At 71.7% G+C, this 20,252-nt stretch carries 17 protein-coding genes; 9 read left to right on the top strand and 8 right to left on the bottom strand.

The window, feature by feature from the left end:
- Positions 1-90 precede the first annotated feature (90 nt).
- Entirely contained in the window at positions 91-1,506 is a 1,416-nt protein-coding gene (locus Val02_RS14110; RefSeq protein WP_203899473.1) for an NAD-dependent malic enzyme, read from the top strand.
- On the opposite strand, the gene Val02_RS14105 is transcribed toward Val02_RS14110, so the two are convergent.
- Positions 1,501-2,376, bottom strand: coding sequence for an LLM class flavin-dependent oxidoreductase (locus Val02_RS14105; RefSeq protein ID WP_203899472.1), 876 nt, complete (start codon positions 2,374-2,376; stop codon positions 1,501-1,503). The genes Val02_RS14110 and Val02_RS14105 overlap by 6 nt on opposite strands.
- 57 nt (positions 2,377-2,433) lie before the next feature.
- Positions 2,434-2,874, bottom strand: coding sequence for an HNH endonuclease (locus tag Val02_RS14100; RefSeq protein WP_203899471.1), 441 nt, complete (start codon positions 2,872-2,874; stop codon positions 2,434-2,436).
- Between the two features lie 49 nt (positions 2,875-2,923).
- Here Val02_RS14100 and Val02_RS14095 point away from each other — a divergent pair, with 49 nt between their 5' ends.
- Both Val02_RS14095 and Val02_RS14090 read left to right on the top strand, forming a co-directional pair.
- Positions 2,924-3,082 carry a hypothetical protein gene (locus Val02_RS14095; protein ID WP_203899470.1) on the top strand — a complete coding sequence of 53 codons (159 nt, stop codon included), beginning with the start codon at positions 2,924-2,926 and terminating at the stop codon, positions 3,080-3,082.
- Positions 3,083-3,173: 91 nt separating this feature from the next.
- Entirely contained in the window at positions 3,174-3,779 is a 606-nt protein-coding gene (locus Val02_RS14090) for an MBL fold metallo-hydrolase (protein ID WP_203899469.1), read from the top strand.
- On the opposite strand, the gene dapF is transcribed toward Val02_RS14090, so the two are convergent.
- Genes dapF through Val02_RS14075 form a run of 3 tightly spaced genes read right to left on the bottom strand, consistent with a single transcriptional unit; the run spans position 3,776 to position 6,165 of the window.
- Positions 3,776-4,555: a diaminopimelate epimerase gene (dapF, locus tag Val02_RS14085; protein WP_203899468.1), complete on the bottom strand. Its 780-nt coding sequence runs from the start codon at positions 4,553-4,555 to the stop codon at positions 3,776-3,778. The genes Val02_RS14090 and dapF overlap by 4 nt on opposite strands.
- Positions 4,556-5,467: a tRNA (adenosine(37)-N6)-dimethylallyltransferase MiaA gene (gene miaA, locus Val02_RS14080; protein ID WP_203899467.1), complete on the bottom strand. Its 912-nt coding sequence runs from the start codon at positions 5,465-5,467 to the stop codon at positions 4,556-4,558.
- Positions 5,464-6,165 carry a class III extradiol dioxygenase subunit B-like domain-containing protein gene (locus Val02_RS14075; protein WP_203899466.1) on the bottom strand — a complete coding sequence of 234 codons (702 nt, stop codon included), beginning with the start codon at positions 6,163-6,165 and terminating at the stop codon, positions 5,464-5,466. Before Val02_RS14075 ends, miaA begins: the two co-directional genes overlap by 4 nt.
- A 189-nt stretch (positions 6,166-6,354) precedes the next feature.
- Between Val02_RS14075 and Val02_RS14070 the strand changes: the two genes are divergently transcribed.
- Complete coding sequence (locus tag Val02_RS14070; RefSeq protein WP_203899465.1) at positions 6,355-7,569, top strand: DUF349 domain-containing protein; 1,215 nt, start codon at positions 6,355-6,357, stop codon at positions 7,567-7,569.
- A gap of 163 nt (positions 7,570-7,732) precedes the next feature.
- On the opposite strand, the gene miaB is transcribed toward Val02_RS14070, so the two are convergent.
- Both miaB and surE read right to left on the bottom strand, forming a co-directional pair.
- The gene (gene miaB, locus Val02_RS14065; RefSeq protein ID WP_203899464.1) at positions 7,733-9,175 is read right to left on the bottom strand and encodes a tRNA (N6-isopentenyl adenosine(37)-C2)-methylthiotransferase MiaB; all 1,443 of its coding nucleotides are present in this window, start codon (positions 9,173-9,175) and stop codon (positions 7,733-7,735) included.
- A gap of 5 nt (positions 9,176-9,180) precedes the next feature.
- On the bottom strand, positions 9,181-9,984 hold the full coding sequence (gene surE / locus Val02_RS14060; RefSeq protein ID WP_239152860.1) for a 5'/3'-nucleotidase SurE: 804 nt from the start codon (positions 9,982-9,984) through the stop codon (positions 9,181-9,183).
- A gap of 175 nt (positions 9,985-10,159) precedes the next feature.
- Between surE and Val02_RS14055 the strand changes: the two genes are divergently transcribed.
- The 5 genes from Val02_RS14055 (at position 10,160) to Val02_RS14035 (ending at position 18,359) form a co-directional block, all read left to right on the top strand.
- The gene (locus Val02_RS14055) at positions 10,160-10,954 is read left to right on the top strand and encodes an amino acid ABC transporter ATP-binding protein (protein ID WP_203899463.1); all 795 of its coding nucleotides are present in this window, start codon (positions 10,160-10,162) and stop codon (positions 10,952-10,954) included.
- Positions 10,955-11,005: 51 nt separating this feature from the next.
- The gene (locus tag Val02_RS14050; protein WP_203899462.1) at positions 11,006-11,899 is read left to right on the top strand and encodes a glutamate ABC transporter substrate-binding protein; all 894 of its coding nucleotides are present in this window, start codon (positions 11,006-11,008) and stop codon (positions 11,897-11,899) included.
- A gap of 71 nt (positions 11,900-11,970) precedes the next feature.
- Complete coding sequence (locus Val02_RS14045) at positions 11,971-12,681, top strand: amino acid ABC transporter permease (RefSeq protein ID WP_203899461.1); 711 nt, start codon at positions 11,971-11,973, stop codon at positions 12,679-12,681.
- 282 nt (positions 12,682-12,963) lie between these two features.
- The gene (locus tag Val02_RS14040; protein ID WP_203899460.1) at positions 12,964-13,953 is read left to right on the top strand and encodes an amino acid ABC transporter permease; all 990 of its coding nucleotides are present in this window, start codon (positions 12,964-12,966) and stop codon (positions 13,951-13,953) included.
- A 104-nt stretch (positions 13,954-14,057) separates the two neighbouring features.
- Positions 14,058-18,359: an ABC transporter substrate-binding protein gene (locus Val02_RS14035; RefSeq protein ID WP_203899459.1), complete on the top strand. Its 4,302-nt coding sequence runs from the start codon at positions 14,058-14,060 to the stop codon at positions 18,357-18,359.
- Between the two features lie 91 nt (positions 18,360-18,450).
- On the opposite strand, the gene rny is transcribed toward Val02_RS14035, so the two are convergent.
- Positions 18,451-20,250, bottom strand: coding sequence for a ribonuclease Y (gene rny, locus Val02_RS14030; protein WP_203899458.1), 1,800 nt, complete (start codon positions 20,248-20,250; stop codon positions 18,451-18,453).
- Positions 20,251-20,252 lie beyond the last annotated feature (2 nt).

Here is a 20,252-nt window from a genome sequence, read left to right as displayed (position 1 = left end):
TTCAGGCCGCCGGAGGCGTGCGCCAGGATAGAAGCGCAGTTCTCGCCCGGGTCCGCCCGGGAGAACCCCTCATCGTCGAGTGGAGCGATCATGACCACACGTCGGCTTCCGAGTGCCGGCTTCTCCATCACCGTCCGGGTGTCGGTGCCCGCCGACGCCGCCGCCATCGGGCGGCTCACCACCGCCGTGGGTGAAGCGGGCGGGATCGTCACCGCCGTCGACGTCGTCGACTCCGACCCCGTCTCGGTGGTGGTCGACCTGACCTGTGACACCGCGGACACCACGCACGCCGACCAGGTGGTCGACATTCTCGAGGAGCTTCCCGGCGTCGACGTGCGCAAGGTCTCCGACCGGACGTTCCTGCTGCACCTCGGTGGCAAGATCGAGGTGAACTCCAAGGTGTCGCTGCGCAACCGCGACGAACTGTCCCGCGCGTACACGCCCGGGGTGGCGCGGGTGTGCCTGGCGATCGCCGACAAGCCGGAGGACGCGCGCCGGCTGACCATCAAGCGCAACACGGTGGCCGTGGTCTCCGACGGTTCGGCCGTGCTGGGACTGGGCAACCTCGGGCCGGCCGCCTCGCTGCCGGTCATGGAGGGCAAGGCGGCGCTGTTCAAGCGGTTCGCCGGGGTGGACGCGTGGCCGGTGGTGCTGGACACGCAGGACACCGAGGAGATCATCCAGGTCGTCAAGGCGATCGCGCCCGCCTACGGCGGGATCAACCTGGAGGACATCGCCGCGCCGCGCTGCTTCGAGATCGAGGCCCGGCTGCGGGAAATGCTGGACATTCCGGTGTTCCACGACGATCAGCACGGCACGGCGATCGTCGTTCTGGCCGCGCTGACCAACGCGCTGCGGTGCGTCGGCAAGCCGTTGGCCGACGTGCGGGTGGTGGTCTGCGGCGCCGGTGCGGCCGGCACGGCCATCGTCAAGCTGCTGCTGCGCGAGGGCGTGGGTGACGTGGTGGCGGTGGACCGCGCGGGCGCGCTGCACCGCGGCATGCCGGGGCTCAACGCGGACTGGCAGTGGCTCGCCGACAACACCAACCGCGAGGCGCGCACCGGTGACCTGCGCACGGTGCTGCGCGGCGCGGACGTGTTCATCGGGGTGAGCGCGCCCAACCTGCTCGTCGGGGACGACATCGCCACGATGGCGAAGGATCCGATCGTCTTCGCGCTGGCCAACCCGGACCCGGAGATCGACCCGCGGGAGGCGCGCGAGCACGCGGCCGTGGTGGCCACCGGGCGTTCGGACCAGCCCAACCAGATCAACAACGTGCTGGCGTTCCCGGGCGTGTTCCGCGGGATGCTGGACGGGCACGCCCGGGCGTACACGGACGAGATGGGCGTGGCCGCGGCGCGGGCCATCGCGGACACCGTGGGCGAGGACAAGATCAACCCGACGGTGATCGTCCCCAGCGTCTTCGACGCGCGCGTGTCGACGGCGGTCGCCGCGGCCGTCCGCGCGATCGCCCGGGGCGAGGCCCCGCCGAAGGCCGACTCATAACGTCGGGAGGACGTCGGCGGCGACCCGTTCCAGGACGGACTCGTCGCCGGCGTACCAACTCGACTCGCGGGGCCAGTGCGTGATCAGATCGGTGAACCCGCACTCGCGCGCCCGCCCGAGCGCGTCCACGAAACAGTCCACACCGGAGAGTGAGAACACGGGCGCGGCGTCGACGGAGAGGTGACGTTCCACTGTGGACGGATCGCGACCGGCGGCGGCGAGGATGTCGCTGAAGCGCGCCGACAACTCCCCCACGCCGCGCCACCAGTCGTCCCACGACGAGCCGCCGGCGCCGCTGGTGACCCAGCCCTGCCCGAGCCGGGCGGCGAGCCGCATCGTGCGCGGCCCGTTGGCCGCCACCAGGAACGGCACCCGCGGGTGCTGCACGCAGCCGGGGGAGGAACGCGCGTCGACGGCCGTGTACCACTCCCCCCGATGATCGACCCGCCCGCGCGTGAGAAGTGCGTCCAGCAGTTCCACGAACTCCACGTACCGGTCGGCCCGCCGCTTCGCCGACAGCGGCGGCACGCCCAGCACGTCGTTGTCGAACCCGGCGAGCCCGCCCGCCCCGACGCCGAGCGTGACCCGCCCGCCGGAGATGTCGTCGAGCGCCGTCACCTCCCGCGCGAAGTGCACGGGGTGCCGGAAGTGCGGCGACGCCACGAGGGTGCCCAACCGCATCGTGGAGGTGACCGTGGCGGCCGCGGTCAGCGTCGGCACCGCGTCGAACCACGGCCCGTCGACCAGGTCCCGCCAGCCGAGGTGGTCGTACGTCCAGCCGTGGTGGAACCCGTACGCCTCCGCACGCCGCCACCGCTCGCGCGCCACCGCCCACGGCTGGTCGGCCAGAATCACGATCCCCACTCGCACAGACGCATTCTCCCCGCCGGAACTGCCGCTTCGAGGAGCAGTCCGACGGGGAGAAGGTCAGCGGCCGACGAGCGACCAGGTGGGAACGACGGGCTTGTGGCGCAGCGGCATCCGGGCCTCACTCGGCGTCCGGTCACCCTTGCGCTGGTTGCACGCGTAGCAGGCGGCGACGGTGTTCAACCAGGTGTTGCCGCCCCCGCGCGAGCGCGGCAGAACGTGGTCGATGGTGTCGGCCTCGCGGCCGCAGTAGGCGCAGCACCGGTTGTCGCGCACCATCACGCCCGGCCGCGACCAGGACGGTCCGCGGGTGTAGCGCCACCGCGTCACGACGTAGCTGACCAGCCGCACCACCTTGGGCAGCGGGTACACGCCGATGAGGCGGTCGGGCTCGGCCTCGTGCACCACCGCGACCTGACGCAGCAGCATCCGGACGGCGTGCCGGAGGCTCACCCGGTGCAGCGGACCCAGGTCCGCGTTGATAACAAGAACCCCGGTCATCGGGTCCTCCTCCCCACAGCTCACAACCGAACGTCCCACGGACGGGGCGGTGGCAGCCGTGCTGGAGAAGCACCGCTATCCGGACCGGCCGACCGCGCCTGCCAACCGGGACCTACTCCGTCGGTGCGAACGCGGCACGACGGCGCCGCACGACCTGTGTCGCGCGGTGGTGCCGGCGTTGTGCGTCACGCGTGCTCCCGACGAGTAGCTGTCCTGGTTACGCCGACGATCGTAGATCGGCTGCGCCAGCGGGTCGACCGTTTTATACATTGCCAAGGGCCGATGGAGGGGGAACGCCGGTGCGGATCACGAAGTACACCCACGCCTGTGTGCGTCTGGAGGCGGACGACCGGGTCGTGGTCATCGACCCCGGCACGTGGAGCGAACCGCACGCGCTGCGCGGGGCGGACGCCGTTCTGGTCACGCACGCGCACTCCGATCACCTGGACCTGCTGCGGCTGATCGGGCTCGGGGTGCCGGTGTACGCGCCCGCCGAGGCGGAGATCCCGCGGCTGACCGTGCGGCGAGTGCATGTCGGCGAGGACTTCACGGCGGCCGGGTTCCGGGTGCGGGCGTTGGGCGGTCGGCACGCCACGGTCTACGACGGGCAGCCGGACTGCCCCAACCTCGGGTACCTCGTCGAGGACGCGCTCTACCACCCGGGGGACGCGCTGCACGTTCCGGCGCAGCGGGTCGACACGCTGCTCGCACCGGTGCAGGGGTCGTGGCTGAAGACCGCCGAGGCGCTGGACTTCGTAAGAGCCGTGGACGCGCGGCAGGTGTTCCCGATCCACGACGGGCAGGTCAACGCGCGCGGGCTGGCGAGCCTCAACGGCTGGTTCGCCGAACAGGCCTCGGGCTACCGCTGGCTGGCGCCGGAACAGTCCTCGATGGTGGCGACCTAGATCAGCACGTCGCCGTGCGCGACCAGGACCGCCGGGCCGGCCAGCCAGCAGCGGTCCGGCTCGATCGTGATCGTCAGCCGGCCCCCGGGAACCTCCACCGGCACCGTGCCGTCCGCGCCGCCGAGCACCACGGCGGCCACGGCGCACGCACCGGTGCCGCAGGAGAGCGTCTCGCCCGAACCGCGTTCGTACACGCGCATGCGAGTCAGCGACGCGTCGCCGGAGATCACCTCGACGTTGACCCCGGCCGGGAAGAACGCCGCGTCGAAGCGCGGGGCGTCGCGCAGGTCGACGATGTCGACGTCCGGCACCCGGCACACCAGGTGCGGGTTGCCGATGTCGACCGCCTGGCCGGCCAGTTGCAGGGCGCCCAGCATCGCGCTGCTCTGCCCCACGATCGCCGGCCGGCGCATCGCCACGGCGATCTCGTCCCCGTCGGCCACCGCCGTGATGACACCCGCCCGCGACCCGAACTCCAGCTTCGACCCGCCGGCCAGCCCCTGCTCCAGCAGGTAGCGCACGAACACCCGGGCGCCGTTGCCGCACATCTCGGCGAGCGAACCGTCGGAGTTGCGGTAGTCCATGAAGAACTCCGGCCCCTCGGGCGCGTCCGTCGCGGCGGCCGAACGCACGACCCGCAGCACGCCGTCGGCACCGATCCCGCGCCGGCGGTCGCAGAGGGCGGCGACCCGCTCGGGCGTCAGGTCCAGGGCGCCGTCGAGATCGGGCAGGATCACGAAGTCGTTGCCCGTGCCGTGGCCCTTCGTGAACCGCATTCAGCCCTCCCGGACGATCGCCAGCGCGGCGTCCGCCAGGTCCGGCCGGGCCGCGTCGATCCAGCGTACCGAGGGGTCCCGGCGGAACCACGAGCGCTGCCGACGCACGAAGCGCCGCGTCGCCCGCACGGTCTCGGCCCGCGCGGCCGCGTCGTCGCACTCGCCGTCCAGCAGGGCGATGACCTGCTGGTATCCGAGGGCGCGGCCGGCCGTGCGGCCCTCCCGCAGGCCCACCTTCAGCAGGGCGCGCACCTCGTCGACAAGCCCCTCGTCCCACATGGTGTCGACCCGTCGGGCGACGCGTTCGTCGAGGTCGGGGGTGTCGCGGTCGACGCCGATGAGCACCGCCGGGTACACCGGCGTCGGGTCCGGCAGCGACGCGGTGAACGGCCGCCCGGTCAGCGTCACGACCTCCAGCGCGCGCACGATGCGGCGGCCGTTGGAGGGCAGGATCCGCCCGGCCGCCTCTGGGTCCGCCGCCGCCAGCCTTTCGTGCAGGGCCGCGGGGCCGACCTGTGCGAGCTGGGCCTCCAGGTCCGCGCGCAGTCCCGGATCGGTCCCGGGGAACTCGAAGTCCTCCAGCACGGCCCGCAGATAGAGCCCGCTCCCGCCGACCAGCAGCGGTGTGCGCCCCCGGGCGGCGATGTCGTCGACCGCGGCCCGCGCCAGCCGCTGGTACTCGGCCACGCTGGCCGGCTCCGTCACGTCCCACACGTCGAGAACGTGGTGCGGCACGCCGCGCCGTTCGGACTCGCGCAGCTTGGCGGTGCCGATGTCCATGCCGCGGTAGAGCTGCATCGAGTCGACGTTGACCACCTCGCCGTCGAGCGCGTGGGCGAGGTCGAGGCTGAGCGCGGTCTTGCCGGCGGCGGTCGGGCCCACCACCCCCACCACCCGGGTCACGCCCCTCATCCCCAGCTCGCCACGAGGTAGGCCACGCCGTAGGGCGCGTCGTCGTAGTGCACCGTGCGCCGCGGGGGCGCCGCGTCGCCGGCCGCGCCCGCGAGCACCTGCCACGGCGCCCGGCCCGAACAGTGCAGCTCGTCCGCCAGCACGGGGTCGATGGCGGCCAGCTCGGCGACGTTCCCCCGGGAGAGCGCGGCGGAGACGGCGGCGTCGAAGGGGGCCGCGCGCGGGTCGAGGTACCCGGGCGCCTTCTCGGTGCGGCAGGTGGAACCGTCGCCCATCACGAGGAGCCCGACGGACGCCGCCGAGGCCGCGATCGACGCGCCGACGGCGGCGCAGCGCTCCGGCGGCGTGCCGGCGGGCAGTGACCGACCGATCACCGGACAGGGTGGCGAACCGAGCAGCCACGCCCCCACCGAAAGGCTCAGCGGCAGTGTCGGGTCTACGACACCCGACGGTGCCCCAAGGGTCACCAATTCCCGAACCCCCCACGGCGCGAACGACCCGACCGCGCCGGTCGGGTGATTCGCCTCGTCCGGACCGCACCCGACGACGACAATCAGATCCGGGGAACCGCCCAGCAAAACCGTGATCGCCGCACGGCACGCGGCCCGCAGCTCGTCGAGCTCGGGGGCCGCCGCACCGGCGAAAGCGGGCACGAGCAGCGGCGGATGGGGGCAGACGGCGGCGGCGACGAGGGACACGGACACACCGTATCGGGGCACAGGAATCGGATTGTCAGGCTGCTGAAGGTCACGAATTGGGCGCGACGGGTCGACGTAGCCCGGGGCCGACCTGTGAGAATGCCGGGCGGGGAACAATGCTGTGCGATGGCGGTGCCGCCGGGTGCGATCGACGATCCACTCCGGCGCCCGGGGAAAACGAGGATGGGCATGAGCGAGAGCGACCCGACGAGGTTCGGCCGGGTGGACGCCGACGGCACGGTCTACGTCAAGACAGCCGCCGGTGAACGGGCGGTCGGCTCGTGGCAGGCCGGTACGCCCGAGGAGGGCCTGGCGCACTACGCGCGCCGGTACACCGACCTGGTCATCGAGGTCGACCTGCTGGAGGCGCGGCTGGGCAGCGGAGCGGCCGACGCCGGTTCGACGCTGACCAGCATCAAGCGCCTGCGCGGCGGCCTGGACACCGCGGCCGTCGTGGGCGACCTGGACGGTTTGGCCTCCCGGCTGGACAAGCTGACCACCACCGCCGAGGAACGCGCCGGCGCGGCCAAGGCCGAGCGCGAGGCGGCCCGCGCCGAGGCCGTGGCCCGCAAGAACGCCCTGGTCGAGGAGGCCGAGCACATCGCCGCCGAGTCGACCGGCTGGAAGACGGCGGGCGATCGGCTCAAGGAGATCCTCGACGAGTGGAAGACCATTCGCGGGGTCGACAAGAAGACCGACTCGGAGCTGTGGAAGCGCTACGCGGCCGCGCGTGACGCGTTCGCGCGCCGGCGGGGTGCGCACTTCGCCTCCCTCGACCAGACCCGCAAGCAGGCCCAGACGCGTAAGGAGGAGCTGGTCGCCGAGGCCGAGTCGCTCTCGGACTCCTCCGAGTGGAACGCCACCGCCGACCGGCTCAAGCAGCTCATGGGCGAGTGGAAGGCCGCGCCGCGCGCCTCCAAGGAGTCCGAGCAGCGCCTCTGGGAACGCTTCCGCGCGGCCCAGGACGCGTTCTTCAGCCGGCGCAGCGAGACGTTCTCGGCGCGGGACGCGGAGCTGAAGGGCAACCTCGAGCGCAAGCAGGCCCTGCTGGCCGAGGCCGAGCAGATCGACGTGGACGCCGACCCGAAGGCCGCGCAGCAGAAGTTCCGCGAGATCCAGGGCCAGTGGCACGACGTCGGCCGGCTGCCCCGCGACGCGGGCGGCGGGCTGGACCGGCGGCTGCGCGCGGTCGAGGACAAGGTCAAGTCGGCGATGGACGCCGCGTGGCGCCGCACGGCCCCGCAGGACAACCCGCTGCTGGCCCAGATGCGGGAGCAGGTCGCCGAGGCCGAGCAGCGGCTGGCGCGCGCGCAGGCGGCCGGCGACCAGCGCCGGATCAAGGAGGCGGAGCAGGCGTTGGAGTCCAAGCGCCGCTTCCTGGCCCTGGCCGAACACGCGGGCTGAGCGCCGTAAGTAGTGGGGCCTTACGCAGGTCAAACCGGTTCGGTGACCTGCGTAAGGCCCCACTACTTGTGTACGCGGGCCTGGCAGCGGAGGCCCCCAGGGCCGGAGCGGTCCGCCGCGGGAGCAGCGGTCGTGCCCGCGACGGACCGTGGCAATGAAGCTCTTAGGCTTTGAGGCCGATCGTCGGCAGGCCGAGCAGGACGCCCTTGACCGGGGTCGCGGGCGGCGCCTCGCTCAGGTCCCCCGCCCGGGTCCGGCGGTGGGAGACCAGCGGGCCGTCGGCGTTGAGGTGGTGCGGGGCCGCGTAGGTGATCACGGTCTCGACCACGTCACCGGGGCGGACCTTCGCGTCGCCGGTGGCGAAGTGGACCAGGCGGCCGTCCCGGGCCCGCCCGGACATGCGGCCCGTCGCCGCGTCCTTGCGCCCCTCGCCGACCGCCGCGAGCACCTCGACCGTGCGCCCCACGAGGCGCTTGTTCTCGTCCCAGGTGATCTCTTCGAGGGTGGCGATCAGCCGGTCGTAGCGCTCCTGCACGACCGCCTTCGGGACCTGTCCCGCAAGCGTCGCGGCCGGCGTGCCGGGCCGCTTCGAGTACTGGAAGGTGAAGGCGCTGGAGAACCGCGCCGCCCGCACCACGTCCAGCGTCGCCTCGAAGTCGGCGTCCGTCTCCCCGGGGAAACCCACGATGATGTCGGTGGTGATGGCCGCGTCCGGCATCGCCGTCCGCACCTTCTCGATGATCCCCAGATACTTGTCGGAACGGTACGAACGGCGCATCGCACGCAACACGGCGTCGGAGCCGGACTGCAGGGGCATGTGCAGCGAGTGGCAGACGTTCGGCGTCTCGGCCATCGCCGCGATCACGTCGTCGGTGAAGTCCCGCGGATGCGGGCTGGTGAACCGCACCCGTTCGAGGCCGTCGATGTCACCGCAGGCGCGCAGCAGCTTGCCGAACGCCAGCCGGTCACCGAACTCCACGCCGTAGGAGTTGACGTTCTGGCCGAGCAGGGTCACCTCGAGCGCACCCTCGGCGACGAGCGCCTGCACCTCGGCCAGGATGTCTCCCGGGCGGCGGTCCTTCTCCTTGCCGCGCAGCGCCGGCACGATGCAGAACGTGCACGAGTTGTTGCACCCGACGGAGATCGACACCCAGCCGGAGTAGAGGCTGTCGCGCTTGGTCGGCAGCGTGGAGGGGAAGACCTCCAGCGACTCCAGGATCTCGACCTCGGCCGACTCGTTGTGGCGGGCGCGTTCGAGCAGGACCGGCAGCGAGCCGATGTTGTGCGTGCCGAACACGACGTCCACCCAGGGGGCGCGCTTGACGATCTCGCCGCGGTCCTTCTGCGCCAGGCAGCCGCCGACCGCGATCTGCATGCCGGGGTTGGCCGTCTTGGTCGGGCGCAACTGGCCGAGGTTGCCGTAGAGGCGGTTGTCGGCGTTCTCGCGCACGGCGCACGTGTTGAAGACCACCACGTCCGGCTGGTCCCCGTCGGCCGCGCGCACGTACCCCGCGGCTTCGAGCAGGCCACCGAGACGCTCGGAGTCGTGGACATTCATCTGGCAGCCGAAGGTGCGGACCTCGTAACTGCGGGGGTTCTCGTTCATGACGGTTAACCAGCGTAGCCGTCGACCGCGGGAACGCCGCCAACGGTTATCCCATCGAGCGGCACGGCGACGTCGAGCGCCTCCGCGACGGGCCGGATCGGCGTCACGGAGACGTACCCGCGGTGCATCCAGAACTCGTCCGAGTCGGCCTCCAGTTCGGCGTCGGTGTCGGTGAGCTGCATCCCGACATAGCCCTCCGGGTCCCGTTCCACCACGCCGAACTGCACCGCGCCGAAGTTCGCCAGGCCGCCGCGGCGCACGCCGCGCAGGTCCGCGTAAGGCAGGTCGGGCACGTTGACGTTGAGCACCACGCCGGGCGGCAGGTCCGCCACGACCGGCAGCAGGTCGGCGGCGACCACGCGGGCGGTCTCCCACTTCGGCTGCTGGCGCATCCGGATGCTCAGGCCGATCGAGAACGCCGCCGCGCGCCGGCCGTCCAGCGCGGCCGTGAGCGCGGCTCCCACCGTGCCCGAATGGGTGACGGCGCGGCCCGCGTTCGGCCCGAAATTGACCCCGGAGAGAACGACGTCCGGGACCGGCCCGAGCGCACCGTGCAGCGCGATCAGCGCGACGAACGCCGGCGACGCGGCGACCGAGAACGCCGGCACGCCCGGAAGTTCCGGCAGCTCACGCGCCTGCGTCAGGATCCGGCCGCCCCGCTCGACGGCGGTCAGCGCGGCACTCGCCCCGGAGAACTCCTGGCTCGGCGCGGCCACGAGCACCTCCCACCCGACGTCCTGCGCGGCGCCGGCGAGGGCCACCAGCCCGGGGCTGTCGATCCCGTCGTCGTTGGTGATCAGTACGCGCACCCGTGGCTCCTCTTGTCGGCCTTCTTCCGCTGTCGCTAGCCGGACCTTACGCGGCAGCCCCAGCGTTACCGTGCTGTGACCGCGCACCGTCTTTGCGCATGACACGCCGCCGTTAGAGTTCGGGCCACTGAGGCTCTTGACCATCCGCGTGGACAACTGAAGGAGGCGGAACCGCATGACGTCGCTCGACAAGGACGAGACCGGAGCCGCGGCCGGGCCCGAGACGCCGACCGGCGATCCGTTGATCGTGCTCGACGGCGTGAACAAGTGGTTCGGCTCGCTGCACGTGCTGCGTGAGGTCAACGTGGCGGTCGACCGTGGCGAAGTGGTCGTCGTGATCGGCCCGTCCGGTTCGGGCAAGTCCACGCTGTGCCGCACGATCAACCGGCTCGAGCCGATCAACTCCGGCTCGATCACGTTCGACGGCAGGCCGCTGCCGGCCGAGGGCAAGGCACTGGCGCGCCTGCGCAGCGAGGTCGGCATGGTGTTCCAGTCGTTCAACCTGTTCGCGCACAAGACCATCCTCGAGAACGTCATGCTCGGGCCGGTCAAGGTGCGCAAGGAGAAGTCCGACGTGGCGCGCGACCGGGCGTTCGCGCTGCTCGACCGCGTCGGCATCAGGGACCAGGCCGACAAGTACCCCGCGCAGCTGTCCGGTGGGCAGCAGCAGCGCGCCGCGATCGCCCGGGCGCTCGCGATGCAGCCCAAGGCTCTGCTGTTCGACGAGCCGACCAGCGCGCTCGACCCGGAGATGGTCGGCGAGGTACTCGAAGTGATGACGTCGCTCGCCCGGGAGGGCATGACGATGGTCGTGGTGACCCATGAGATGGGTTTTGCCCGGCATGCTGCCAACCGGGTCGTTTTCATGGCGGACGGCCAGCTGGTCGAGCAGGCCGCCCCGAACGAGTTCTTCACCAACCCGCAGAGCGAGCGGGCCAAGGACTTCCTGTCCAAGATTTTGACCCACTGAAATTCTCGGACCCGTTGTCCTCTGGCGACAGGTTCCTTTGGAGGGAGAGCAATGCGCGTGAAGCGTCTGGCCGCGTACGCAGCGGTCGCGGTACTGGCCCTCGGCGGTGTCTCCGCCTGTGGTGGGGACGACGACGACGCGGGTTCCGGCCCCGACGTCAAGAAGGACGTGACGTTCGAGGCCGGCACGACCATGGACAAGCTCAGCAAGGCCAAGAAGCTGCGCGTGGGCACCAAGTTCGACCAGCCGGGCTTCGGCCTCAAGGGCCTCGACGGCAAGCCGGCCGGGTTCGACGTGGAGATCGCCAAGATCGTCGCGGCCGAACTGGGCATCTCGGCCGACCAGATCGAGTACTCCGAGGCGCCGTCGACCGTGCGTGAGCAGGTCATCGAGCAGGACAAGGTCGACATCGTGGTGGCGACCTACACGATCAACGACAAGCGCAAAGAGCGGATCAGCTTCGCGGGCCCGTACTACGAGGCCGGCCAGACGATCCTGGTGCGCGCCGACGAGACCGGCATCACCGGCCCGGACTCGTTCAAGGCCGGCGGCAAGAAGGTCTGCTCGGTGAGCAACTCGACCCCGGCCGGCAACATCAAGAAGTACCTGCAGAACGAGGCCACCCAGCTGGTGCTCTTCGACACGTACCAGAAGTGCATCGACGCCATCAACAGCAAGCAGGTGGACGCCGTCACGACGGACAACGTGATCCTGCTGGGCTTCATCTCGACCAACGAGGGCAAGTTCAAGCTCGCCGGTGACACGTTCACCAAGGAGCCCTACGGCATCGGCCTCAAGAAGGACGACACCAAGTTCCGTAACTGGATCAACGACGTGCTCGAGAAGGCGTACGCCGACGGTCGCTACGCCAAGGCGTGGCAGGACAGCGCCGGCAAGATCAAGGACGCCAAGCTCCCGTCGCCGCCGGCCGTCAACCGGTACTGATCATCCCCGTCCCGCCCGGCGGTGCACACCACACCGCCGGGCGGGCCTAGGACTGGAGGCGGCAACCTCTCATGGGTGTGTTGTTCGAGAATTTCGGCGTCTTCCGGGACGGCTTCCTGCTCACGCTGCAGGTCGTCGTGCTGTCCGCCATCGGGGCGCTGATCCTGGGCACCATCGTCGCGGTCATGCGGATCTCCCCGGTACCGCCGCTGCGGTGGCTCGGCACGGCGTACGTGACGGTGATCCGTAACTCCCCGCTGACGATCATCTTCTTCTTCACCGCGTCGGGACTGCCCACCGCGCTCGGGTTCGACGCGTCGTTCCTGCGCATCCCGGGACTCGACGCGGTCTTCACCCGGCTCACGATCGACCTGCCGTTCTTCCGGTTCGCGATCGTCGCGCTGTCGGTCTACACCGGCGCGTTCGTGTGTGAGGCCATCCGCAGCGGCGTCAACGCCGTCAACCCCGGCCAGGCGGAGGCGGCCCGGGCGCTCGGGCTGACGTTCACCCAGACCCTGCGGCACGTGATCCTCCCGCAGGCGTGGAAGGCGGCGGTGGTACCCCTCGGCACCGTCATCATCGCCATGATCAAGAACTCCGCCATCGCCGGCTTCTTCGGCCTCGTCGGCGACCTGTCGCAGAGCGGCTACGACCTCGTCGTCCAGCAGGGCTACTCGGTGCTGCCGGTCTTCGTCGGCGTCTCCATCGGCTTCCTGATCCTCACGATGCCGCTGGGCCTGCTGCTCGACCGGCTCGAACGGAACGGAGCCCTGGCCCGATGAGCGAGGGATCGACGCCGCGGTGCGGCCTGGACCGGAGCGCAGCGGAGGGAAGGCCGCACCACCGGGCGGCGGCGAGCGCTGAGCGGGAAGCAGAGCGCGGACGCTTGCGGGAGCGAATCATGAAGCACTGCGCGCTCGCGTCTCGCGGCGCCGGGGAGCGAAGCGAGGCGGCGGCGTGAGCGAGCGATCGACGCCGCGGCGCGGCCTGGAGGGAGCGGAGCTTGCGGAGCGGAAGGAAGGCCGCGCCTCCGGGCGGCGGCCTGCGCTGAGCGGGGAGCACAGATGAGCGAGCAGACGGTTCTGTACGACGCCCCCGGGCCCCGGGCCCGGATGATCACCATTGTGTCGAGCGTGATCGCGGCCGTTCTCGTCATCGCCGGCGCGTACTTCTTCGTGTACCTGCCGATGGACGAGAAGGGGCAGTTCGACGAGGCGCTGTGGGGGCCGCTCCTCGACCCGTCCAACGCGGTCTTCGACCAGGTGTGGGAGCGCCTCGGTGAGGGCTTCCTCGCCACGCTCGAGGCGGCCGTTCTCGCCATCGTCTGCTCGCTCGTCGTCGGCACGCTCCTCGCCATCTGGCGGGTGCAGCTCAAGGCGTTGAGCAGGCGCCGGTTCCCCGGGGTGGCCGGTGTCCGGTTCCTGGTTGTCGCGCTCAACGTGATCACCCGGTTCTTCGTCGAGGTGTTCCGCGGCATCCCGGTCGTCGTGACGATCGTGTTCTGCTGGGCGCTGCTGCCGAAGCTCGGGATCGACCTCGGCGGCGACCTCGGCGCCCTGGTGCTCGGGCTCACGATCTACAACTCGGTGGTCATCGGCGAGATCCTGCGTTCCGGCATGGAAGGGCTCCCCGGGGGCCAGCGCGAGGCGGCCGACGCCATCGGGCTCACGACCGGACAGTCGATCCGCCTGATCCTGCTGCCGCAGGCGTACCGGATCATGTTGCCGGCGCTGATCAGCCAGCTGGTCGTGGTGCTGAAGGACACCTCACTCGGGTTCATCATCACCTACGAGGAGGCGCTGCGGATCAGCAACACGACGATCATTCCGGCGCTGCACAACCCGATCCAGACGTTCGTCGTGGTCGGCGCGATCTTCATTCTGGCGAACTACCTGCTGTCCAAGCTCGCGTCCTACACGCAGCGGCGGCTGGCCCGTGGCCGGAAGGCCCCCGGCGGCAGAGCGGCACCGCCCGCGGCATTGTCGGGTGAAATGCCCGGCGCCGTCGCGGTCCAACCGGCACCGGTCGGCGGACCACCGAAAACCGACGATTGATCTACCAACGGGCCACTCCGAACGGGGTGGCCCGTTATGGTTTTGCCGTTTGCCGTACGCATCACCGGGTTTGCAGGCTTGCATCGCTTGTTTACGCTGCCGGGGTGGTGGACAACGGCTTCCGTCTCAGCATCGATTTCGGGACCTCCAACACCGTTGCCGTGATCCGCTGGCCCGACGGCCGGACCAAGGCGCTGCTGTTCGACGGTGCCCAGCTTCTGCCCTCGGCCGTCTACGTCGCCGAAGACGGAAACATCCTCGCCGGACGCGACGCCGTCCACTCCGCGCGGCTGCATCCGCACCGGTTCGAGCCGTATCCCAAACGGCGTATCGACGAGACCACCGTCTATCTCGGCGAACGCGAGATCCCCTCCACGGAACTCATCGCCACCGTGCTGCGCCGGGTCGTCACCGAGGCGCAGCGGGTCGCCAACACCCGCCCGACCAACGTCACCATCACCCACCCCGCCGCGTGGGGCGCCCAGCGCCGCGACGCGTTGAGCCGGGCGGCCGTCGGTGCCGGACTGCCCGCTCCGCTGCTCGTCGCCGAGCCCGTCGCCGCCGCCTCCTACTTCGTCGGCACGGTCGGCGCGCACCTCCCGATCAACGGCCACGCGGTGGTTTACGACTTCGGCGCCGGAACGTTCGACGCCACCGTCGTTCGCCGCACCGCCGGCGGCGGTTTCGACGTGCTCGCGACCGAAGGGCTGACCGACGCCGGTGGGCTCGACGTCGACGCCGCCATCGTCGGATACCTCGGCCAGCAGCTCGCCACCAGCGCACCGGAGGAGTGGCGGCGCCTGTCCCAGCCGGCCGACGACAGCGATCGCCGCGCCGCGTGGCAGCTCTGGGAGGACGCCCGCCAGGCGAAGGAGACGCTCAGTCGGGCCGCGACGACGTACATCCACGTGCCGCTGGTCAACGACAGCGTTCCGCTCGGGCGCGAACAGCTCGAACAGCTCGCCCGCCCCATCCTCGACCGCACCGTCACCTCCACGCAGCTCGCCGTCTCCTCCGCCGGCCTGAACATCCGCCAGGTCGCGGCGATCTTCCTCGTCGGCGGCTCCAGCCGGATCCCGCTCGCCGCGACACTGCTGCACCGCGGCTTCGGCATGGCGCCCACCGCCATCGAGCAACCCGAACTCGTCGTCGCCGAGGGTGCCCTCCAGTTGGCGCCCCGGGCCGGACGCGCGATCGTCGGCCCGGGCGGCTCCATCGCGGGCGGGCCGAACCCGATCGCCCCGGTGTCGGGGCCCGCCGGCGGTCCGGTGTCCGGGCCGCCGGTCTCCGCGCCGCCGATGGCCGTCTCGGGGCCGCCCGTCTCGGCCCCGCCCGGTGTCCGGCCCGGCATCGCCGGGCCGCCGGTTTCCGCGCCGCCTTCCGGCTATCCCGTCTCGGGGCCGCCGGTCTCCGGGGCCGCGCCGGGCTACGGACTTCCCGGCGGGACGCCGTCGGCTTATCCCGCTCAAGCCGGATCCGTGGGAACTCCCGGATCGCCGGCCGTTCCCGGACATCCCGGATACGGGCGGCCGGGGTCGCCGGCTGTGCCCGGATCGCCGGGGGTGGTCGGTGCCGGGCAGCCGGGACAGGGTGGTGTGCCTGGGCAGCCGGGGTACGGCGCGCAGCCGGGATCGCCGGCGGTGCCCGGACAGCCTGGAGTCGCGGGAGCGGGCGGAGTGGCCGGGCAGCCGGGATACGGCGGAGCGGCCGGCGCGCAGGGCGTACCGGGGCAGGCCGGATACGGCGCGCAGCCGGGATCGCCCGCAGTGCCCGGACAGCCCACAACCGGCGGGCCCGGCGGAGTGCCCGCGCAGCCGGGATACGGCGCAGCGGCCAGCGCACAAGGCATGCCAGGGCAGGCCGGATACGGCGGAGCGGGCGGCGCACAAGGCATACCGGGACAGGCTGGATACGGCGCGCAGCCGGGATCGCCCGCAGTGCCCGGGCAGCCGGGATACGGCGCAGCGGCAGGCGCGCAGGGCGTACCGGGGCAGGCCGTAGCCGGCCAGCCCGGGGGCGTGGGACAGGCGGGGTACGGCGGGCAGGGTGGCGCGGCCGGCGCACCGGGGCAGGCCGGCGTTTCGGCGCAGCCCGGAGCGGCGGGTCAGCCCGGCGTCGGCGCGCCCGGTGCGGCGGGAGTCGGCCAGTACGGGCAGCCGGGGATTCCGGCGCAGGGGGCGGGCCAGTCCGAAGCGACCGTGCAGATCGGAGCGTTCGGTCAGCCCGGTGTGCCCGGCCAGCCGGGCTACCCCGGCGGCCAGCCCGCGATCCCGGGCCAGCCGAGCGCGGCGGATCAGTCAGGAGCTTTCGGCCAGCCGGGCGCAGGCGGGCAGGGCGGCGTGACGGGTGCGGCGGCGCAGCCCGGTGTCGGGCCGGCGGGCGGCGCGGGACAACCGGGCGCCCTCGGGCAGACCGGCGGCCAGCCGGCCGGCGTCGGACAGCAGGGCAGCGCCGGGCAGCCGGGCGTCATCGGCCAGGCCGGCGGCGTCGGACAGCAGGGCGTCGGGCAGCAGGGTGGAGTCGGCGGTCAGGCCGGCGGTGCGGGGGCGGCCGGAGTCGCTGGACAGCCGGGTGCCGTGCCGACCGGCGGCGTGCCGGGAGTTCCCGCTCAGGGTGGTGCTCCTCAGACGGGTGCCATGGCGGCCCCCGGCCAACCTGCGCAGGGGCTGACTCCGGGCTTCCCGACCTGGCCGCAGCAGGGCCAGCAGGGCATCGACCCCACGACCGGCCAGCACATCGTCATCCCGATGCCGGCCGGGCCGTACGCCGCCGGCCAGATCGGGCCGCAGGTCACCGGCCCTCAGGTCACGGGGCCGCAGGTCACCGGGGCTCATGCCATGGGGCCGCAGATCTCCGGCCCGCCGATCCCCGGGCAGCAGGTCAGTGGTGCGCCAGTTCTCGGGCAGCAGGTCGGCGGTCAGCCGATTCCTGGGCAGCAGCCGATCACCGGGCAGCAGCCGACGGTGCCGGTTCCGGGGCAGACGACGGGTCCGCAGGGCGTGAGCGCGGTAGGTCCGGGCGGGCCGCTCCGGCCGGTGTCCGGGCCGGCGGGTGGCGTTCCGGTGTCGGGGCCGGCGGGGGTCGTGTCCGGGGCGGCGACCGGGGCGGTTCCGACGCATCCGTTCGCGCGGACGGGGGTGACCGGTGCCGTGCCCGTGCAGTCGGGTCCGGCTACCGCCAACTGGCCGGCCGGTGCGCCGGGTGGGCCGGCGGTGCCGCCGGAGCGAGGCCGTTCGCGGGGGAAGCTGTGGGCCGGGGTCACCGCCGGTGTCGTGGTGCTGGCGCTGCTCATCGGCGGCGGCATCTACCTGTCGCGGGATCCCGATCCGAAGAAGCCCGGGCCGTCCGTGCCCGTGGCGGCCTCTCCGGCGTGCGGCTACAAGATCGCTTACCTCGGTGTGCTGAGCGGGGACGCCAAGGCCGACAGCGAGGCCGCGCGCAACGGCGTTCAGATGGCGATCGACAAGTTCAACCGGGAACACTCGGGATGCGCGGCGTCGCTGCAGGAGTTCGACACGAAGGGCGAGGCCGAGACCGCTGCGCGGCTGGCCAATGAGATCACCGCTGATCCCAAGATCCTGGGCGTGGTGGGGCCGTTCTGGTTGGACGAGGCGGAGCGGGTGCTGCCGATCCTCGACGCCGCCGGCATTCCGGTGATCTCCCCCGCTCTGTCGATGTCGGAGTTCAGCGGCAAGTACAAGTCGTTCCACCGGACTGTGGCATCGGACGCGGACCAGAACGAGGCGGCGGTCCGCTACCTGCTGAACGATTTCCGGGCGCGGAAGGTCTTCGTGGTCGCCGACAAGGACGACCGGACGCTGGACATGGCCGCCGAGGCGCGGCTGAAGCTCAACACGGCGTTCGTCGGCCGGGCCGACATCGAGACGAACCAGACCGACTTCGGCGGCATCGTCAACCAGATCACCTCGGCGACGGCGGACGCGGTCTACTACCTCGGCTACTCGGTGGCCGGCGGCGAGTTCGTGAAGCAGGTACGCGCGGCCCGCAAGGACATCAAGATCATTGGTTGGGACCGGATCTTCCGCTCCTCGTTCGTCGAAAAGGCCGGCAAGGAGAACGCGGAGGGCGTGGTCATCACGTGCCCGTGCGTGCCGCCGTCGGAGGCGGGTGAGAACTTCGGCGAGGACTACAAGAAGCGGTTCAACGCGACCGGCTACAACGCGCCGGAGGCGTACGACGCCGCGAACGTGCTGCTCAACGCGATGGCCGCGGGCAAGGCGACGCGGGCCGACGTGGAGAGCTACGTGGATTCATACGACAAGGCGGGTGTGTCGCACCGGATCAAGTTCACCGACAAGGGCGACCTCGATGCCACCACGTCGACGGTGTGGGCGTTCAAGGTGAAGGACGGCCAGATCAACGGCGAGAAGCTGATCGCCAAGTAGCCCTCGCAGATCTTGACGGGCGGTCGCTCACGCGTGTTCTCGAACGAGTTGACCTACATGAGCTACCGCTCGTCAAGATCCGTCGCGCGGATCAGCGGGCGATCTCGGTGACGCGGGATTCGCGGACGACCGTCACGCGGATCTGGCCCGGGTAGGTCAGCTCCTCCTCGATCTGCTTCGCCACGTCGCGCGCCAGCACGGCGGCCCCGATGTCGTCGACGTCGTCGGGTCGCACCATCACGCGGATCTCCCGACCGGCCTGCATGGCGAACACCTTGTCCACGCCGCCCTTGGTGCCCGCGATCTCCTCGATCCGTTCGAGGCGCTTGACGTAGGCCTCCAGGCTCTCCCGGCGCGCACCGGGACGGCCGCCCGAACACGCGTCGGACGCCTGCGTCAGAACGGCTTCGATCGTCTGCGGCGGCACCTCGTTGTGGTGCGCCTCGATGGCGTGCACGACATCCTCGTGCTCGCCGAACTTGCGGGCCAGATCGGCGCCGATGAGCGCGTGACTGCCCTCGACCTCGTGCGTGAGCGCCTTGCCGATGTCGTGCAGGAACGCGCACCGCTTGATCAGCGTCGGGTCGACGTGCAGCTCGGCCGCCATGATCCCGGCGATGTGCGCGGTCTCGACGAGGTGCTTGAGGACGTTCTGGCCGTAGGAGGTGCGGTAGCGCAGCCGGCCGAGCAGGGTCACCAGCTCCGGGTGCAGGTCGGTGATGCCCACCTCGACCAGGGCGTCCTCGGCGGAGCGGAGGCAGAGGCGTTCGACCTCGTGGCGTGCCTGGTCGAAGACCTCCTCGATGCGGTGCGGGTGGATCCGCCCGTCCAGCACCAGCTTCTCGAGGGTGAGCCGGCCGATCTCGCGCCGGACCGGATCAAAACACGACAGCAACACCGCCTCGGGTGTGTCGTCGATGATCAGGTTGACGCCGGTGACGGACTCGAACGCGCGGATGTTGCGGCCCTCGCGGCCGATGATCCGGCCCTTCATCTCGTCGCTGGGCAGGTGCAGGACGCTGACGACGCTCTCCGCCGTCTGCTCGCTCGCCACCCGCTGGATCGCGTCGACCACGATGTGCCGCGCCCGGGTCTCCGCCGTCGAACGGGCGTCGTTCTCGATGTCGCGAACGAGCAGCGCCGCCTCGCGCTTCGCCTGCGTCTCGATCGACTCGACCAGCTCCGAGCGGGCGGTGTCGGCGGTGAGGCCGGCGATCCGTTCGAGCTCGCGGCGGCGCACCTCCTCCGCCTCGGCCAGCGCCTGATCGCGCTCGGCGTAGGCGGCCTCGCGGGCGGCCAGGTCGGTCTCGGCGGCACTGATCCGCCGGTCGCGCTCGGCGAGGCGTTCGGCCTCGGCGGTGAGGAGGCGTTCGCGCTCGTCGAGGCGGTGCTGGCGACGGTCGGCGTCCTGCGCCTGCTCCTTGGCGGCGGTGGTCAGCTGGGCGATCTCGCGTTCGCCGGCCTTGCGGGCGGAGGCGCGCGCCTGCGCGGCGTCCTGCTCGGCCTGCTTGTGCGCCTTGTCGAGGATCACGTCGGACTCGCTGCGCGCCTCGGCGAGGATGCGCCGCGCCTCCTCGCGGGCGGCCTTCGCCTCGGCCTTCGCGGCGGCGGCCTCCGTGCGGGCGGCAGCGGCGGCCGCCCGTGCCTCGTCGGCGGTCGCGACCGCCTCGTCCGCGGCGAGCCGCAGCGTGTCCATCGTGGACTGGTCGACCGAGGGGGCGGCGGGTGCGGTCGCGGTCCGGGTCGCCAGCGCCGGCTCGCCCGTCGGAACGCCGGCCGGTGCCGGGGACGACAGGGTGCGCAGCAGCTTGATCCCGAAGACGAGTGCGCCGAACACGAGCACCGCCAGGAGAACAACGGCACCGGCGAGCAGTATCTCCACCGGGTTCATCG

The sequence above is a fragment of the Virgisporangium aliadipatigenens genome, assembly GCF_016863615.1.
In the GTDB taxonomy this organism is placed as follows: Bacteria; Actinomycetota; Actinomycetes; order Mycobacteriales; family Micromonosporaceae; genus Virgisporangium; species Virgisporangium aliadipatigenens.
This window is presented reverse-complemented; position numbering and strand designations above follow the sequence as displayed.